Annotated in this window: 3 protein-coding genes and 1 pseudogene; 1 reads left to right on the top strand and 3 read right to left on the bottom strand. The window is 26.4% G+C overall.

Features of this window, described 5'->3' with window-relative positions:
• Positions 1 to 430 precede the first annotated feature (430 nt).
• Positions 431 to 2,164 (top strand): methyl-accepting chemotaxis protein, encoded by a 1,734-nt coding sequence (locus tag EG57_RS0224885; RefSeq protein WP_032079769.1) that lies wholly within the window; start codon positions 431 to 433, stop codon positions 2,162 to 2,164.
• Between the two features lie 98 nt (positions 2,165 to 2,262).
• Here EG57_RS0224885 and EG57_RS0224890 read toward each other — a convergent pair whose 3' ends face one another.
• From EG57_RS0224890 to EG57_RS26145, 3 genes and pseudogenes are all read right to left on the bottom strand, one after another.
• Positions 2,263 to 3,069, bottom strand: a complete 807-nt coding sequence (locus tag EG57_RS0224890) for a TrmB family transcriptional regulator (RefSeq protein ID WP_032079770.1) — start codon at positions 3,067 to 3,069, stop codon at positions 2,263 to 2,265.
• 204 nt (positions 3,070 to 3,273) lie between these two features.
• Positions 3,274 to 4,692 (bottom strand): arginine-ornithine antiporter, encoded by a 1,419-nt coding sequence (arcD, locus tag EG57_RS0224895; RefSeq protein ID WP_032079771.1) that lies wholly within the window; start codon positions 4,690 to 4,692, stop codon positions 3,274 to 3,276.
• 71 nt (positions 4,693 to 4,763) lie between these two features.
• Positions 4,764 to 4,905 (bottom strand): annotated as a pseudogene (locus EG57_RS26145) (ornithine carbamoyltransferase); the annotation flags it as partial.

The raw sequence follows: 4,905 nt of genomic DNA on the forward strand, positions 1-4,905 counted from the left end.
ATCAATGTTAAAAAGTTTCTGTTTCTTAAATTAAATGCCATTTCTTCATTTCTCCCTTACGCTATACTTTTATTAACCACCTAGGTGGTTCATACTATATTTTGATTATATCTAGGTAGCTCAACTTTGTCAATTATTTATTTTTTAATATATTTATATAAATAGAATAAATATTCACTTTATTGATACATTATAACTTTCAATAAGTATTATTATTACCAAAATTAATATATCAATAGTCTTATTACTAAAAGTATTTTTCTATAAATATACAAAATTTTTTTATATAATATAAATTATATAGTTTGATATGGTTAATGATTTGACAAAAAACATCTATCTCTATATAATTATTTAAGAACCACCTTGGTGGTTATTAAAAGGTGATTTTAAAATATTTATTACTTTTTTAGGTGGAGGTAACACAACTATGATTAAAATAACATTTGCATTTATCTTGATATTAGTAATAAGCAATTTAATATTTGCATGCAAAATTTATGAATTTTCTAAAAAAAACAAATCTGAAAATTTAAATTTCGAAGAAAAAAGTTTAAACACTAAAAAAATCGATGATTGTATTATATTATTTCTTAAATTTATAAATGATATAATACAGTATAGTGAATACCTGTTATTAAGTATGAAAGATATAAGCAAACAAAGTACTTCATTAACAGATAACTCTGAGTTGCACATTACTAATTTAGAAAAAACTAAAACTCAACTTGAGGACATGCATGATAAATTAAGTAATAATTTAAAAATATCTGAAGAAATTAAAGGTACATTTGGAATAGTAAATGATAGTGTCAGAGAAAAACAACAACAGATTATACATAGTATAGATGAATATAAAGTTGTTAAAGAAAATATGAAATTATCTAAAAAATCAATAGATGATTTAGTCAACTATACTATAGAAGTTCAAGGTACTATAAATAATATAAATATAATTTCTAAACAAATAAATATGTTAGCACTTAATGCATCTATCGAAGCCTCCAGAGCAGGAGAATATGGAAAAGGTTTTTCAGTTGTAGCTGATGAAATAAAAAAACTTTCTAATGAAACTAATGAAGCTACTAATGATATATTTAGAGTCTTAAATAATATTAACAAAAGTGCTATAACAACTCAAACCGATGTTACAAAGACAATAAGTATATTAGACTCTCAATCTTCAATGCTACAGCAAACAGTAAATTCAATAGATCAAATAGTTCAAATGGTTACAAATACATTATCTAATGTTGAAACATTAACAAATAAAAATGTTCAGTCAAATAATACATGTTCAAACGTAAATTCTACAGCATCTCTAGTTTTAAAATCCATTGGAAACGATATGAGTACAATTAAACAAATAGATGATTCTCTAAGAAATGAAAATAAATGTGTTGAGAAATTAGTTAGTAGTACTAGTGAGTTTAAATATTTAAGTAAAAATTTGTTTAATCTTTTAGAAGAAGATGAGAATACAATAATAGCAGTAACTGAAGAGTATCCTCCATTTGTTATTGAGAATAAAGATATTGATAATCAAGGTATAGATATTGATATAATAAGAGAAATTTGTACTAGAAATGCTATCAATTTTAAACTATTTTTTGCACCATTTGACTTATCTCTTGAACTAGTAAAGGATGGCTCAGCTCATATAATTTCAACTTTGTCTTATACTGAGGAACGAAGTAAATTCATAAACTTTACAAATCCATATAGGGATGAAAATAGATTTATATTTATTACAAATAATGATAATCCAAAAACATTTAATTGTTATGATGATATAAAGAAATGTACAGTAGGTATTATTAGTATGTATACTTATCCATGTAATTTCTTAAATGATAAAGATATTATTAAGGATAAGAACTATAAACTTGATACTTTATTTTATAAACTTTCAAAAAATCAAATTGATGTTATATTATTAAACGAGTACATAGGAAAGTATTATATAAACTTAAATAAAATCCAAGATGAAGTTAATATTTCTAAATATATTTTGGAAGCTCATGAAAACTTTGATGCAAGACTAGGATTCTCAAAAAAGAAAAATACCGAAAATTTAACACAAATATTTAATGAAGGATTAAAAGATCTATCTAAAGAAGGTATTTTGAAAAAAATTGAAAGTAAATATATAAACTTTATTTAATAATATAATAGTCTGTGTATCTCCTTTTTTATATTCACACTGGATTTTACACAGACTATTTTATAACCTTATCTAAATTAATTTATTTCAAATCAACTCTATCCTATAGGCAATTTTTTCCTGATTTTTTCTAAGTTAAATCCAAATTCCTCATCTAATGAATCCTTATACTTCAAATATATCTCTGATATAAATATATCGTGAGTTATAAAACACTCAGTAGAAAGCATAAATGATTTATTTTGTGTCCATACAGCACTACTCTCTTCATCTTTAAATATTGAAAATAAGCTTTCAGAATCATCTGTTACTAAACATAACCATCTTCCATTAGCATCAGCATCTTCTTCCATACCATACATTTCATGATAGTATACTTTTCCTATTTCTTTTTCTATAGTTCCGTATACGACACAAACTATCTTTACTCCCCTATCATTGGCTTTTACCAAATCATCATACAATAGTTTATAATTATTTGCCCAAATATCTAAGTAAATGCTTTTTTTAGCGTTTCCAATCATATATCTTATCTTATCATTACATTGATTTTCTCCTTGAAGATGCCACATATAATCAAGATATTTATTATTATTTATATTACTCATGTTTTCTTTTAAATACTTAATAGAGTGTTCAGTTTCCTTTTTATATCTATTTAGAAATTCTTCCAATGGAATAGGAACATATTTTACTGGATCAGACCCGCTTAATATCAACATACATTTACTAGCTAGTTTATTAACTGTATCATATATTTTAGATTGTGGAACTCCTGATCTTTTTCCTATTTCATAAGCAGTAATTTCAGGAGTTTCTAGCAATGTTACATAAACTTTAGCTTCATATTTATTCAATCCTAATTTAGTAAGTTCATTAATTACATTAGACTCTCTATCTTTCATTAATCCTTGTCCTCCAACTTTATAAGTATAAATATTTTGTAAAATAGTTTAATTAAAATAGCAATATATATACATTATTATGAATATATATATGTATGTTCATATTATCATAAAACCAAAAACTGTGCAAAGTTTAATCATGGATTATTAACCCATATATTAAACTTTGCACAGTCCATTTTTAAAAATTAAATTACTTACTATTTAGCCTAATTTTCCTGTTATCACCATGTACAAAGCAATAATACCTGCAACAAAAATTACTGCTGCTAATATTTTTTCATATGATAAGAATGGATCTTTTCCTTCTTCCTTCTTAGCCTTAATAAAGAATGGTATTCCTACTGCATATACTATTATAATCATTATACTTTGCTTTCCCGCAGCATATACAAGCCAAGTAGCATAAATACTTGATATTACAGCTATTATAATATCTCTAGTTCTTCCATTTGAATTTTCATTATAAGTTTCACCTGAAGCTGATAATTTCCATCCATACAATCCACTAAACAAATATGGAATTAATATAGCTGCACTTGCAATAGAATATAACATTTGATATGTACCATTAGAGAATAAAGTAAGTATCAATGCAACTTGAACTACTATATTAGTAAGAGTTAAAGAATTCATTGGTGCAGCATTTTTATTTTGTTTAGAAAATATCTTTGGAAAAACACCATCTTTAGCAGCTACAAATGGAATTTCTGCTGCTAGAAGAGACCATCCTAATATAGCTCCAAGTAATGATATTACTAATCCTAGATTTATTATGGCTGCTCCCCATTTCCCAACAATAGCTTCAAGTACATATGCCATTGATGGAGTGTCCAACTTAGATAGTGATGCTTGATTCATTACACCTAATGATAATACTGAAATCAAAACATATATCACAAGAGTTCCAACCAATCCCATTACTGTAGCTTTTCCTACATCACTTCTATTTTTAGCTCTTCCTGAAAGAACAACAGCTCCTTCTATACCAATAAATACCCATGTAGTTACAAGCATTGTACTTTTTACTTGCTGCATAACACTACCTAAACTTGGATTTGCCTTTCCCCAAAAATCTAGAGTAAATATATTAACTTTAAAAGATATAATAATTACAATTAAGAATAAGAATATAGGCACTAATTTACCTATAGTAGTTACTATGTTTATAAGTGCTGCTCCCTGTATACCCTTTGATATTAATCCTTGAACAGACCATACAAGAATTGATGCACAAACTACAGAAAGTATATTATTTCCTTTTCCAAAAGCAGGTATAAAATATCCTATGGCTCCAAATAACATTACTAAATAAGATACATTTCCAATCAAAGCACTTAGCCAATAGCCCCATGCAGAGTTAAATCCCATGTATTCTCCAAATCCAGCTTTAGCATAACTATAAACTCCGCCATTTAAATCAGGTTTTCTATTAGCAAGGTTTTGGTATACAAGTGCAAGTGCTATCATTCCAACTCCAGTAATAATCCAACCTATAATAATAGCTCCAGCACTAGCTCCTTTTGACATATCAGCTGGTAAACTAAAAGCTCCTCCACCGATCATTGAACCAATTACTAAAGCAATAAGTGAAAATAATCCTAGTTTGTTTTCCTTTTCCAAATTTAAACTCCCCTTTTTTATTATTAAACTATGTTACCAGCTTTAACTGATAACATAGTTTAAAATTTATATTATTTTCCTAGTGTTGCAACCATAACAGCTTTTATAGTGTGCATTCTATTTTCAGCTTCATCGAATACTACTGAATGTTTGCCTTCAAATACTTCATCTGAAACTTCTAATTCTTTTAATCCGAATTTTTCATAAACTTCT

The organism is Clostridium drakei, assembly GCF_000633595.2.
Taxonomy (GTDB): domain Bacteria; phylum Bacillota; class Clostridia; order Clostridiales; family Clostridiaceae; genus Clostridium_AM; species Clostridium_AM drakei.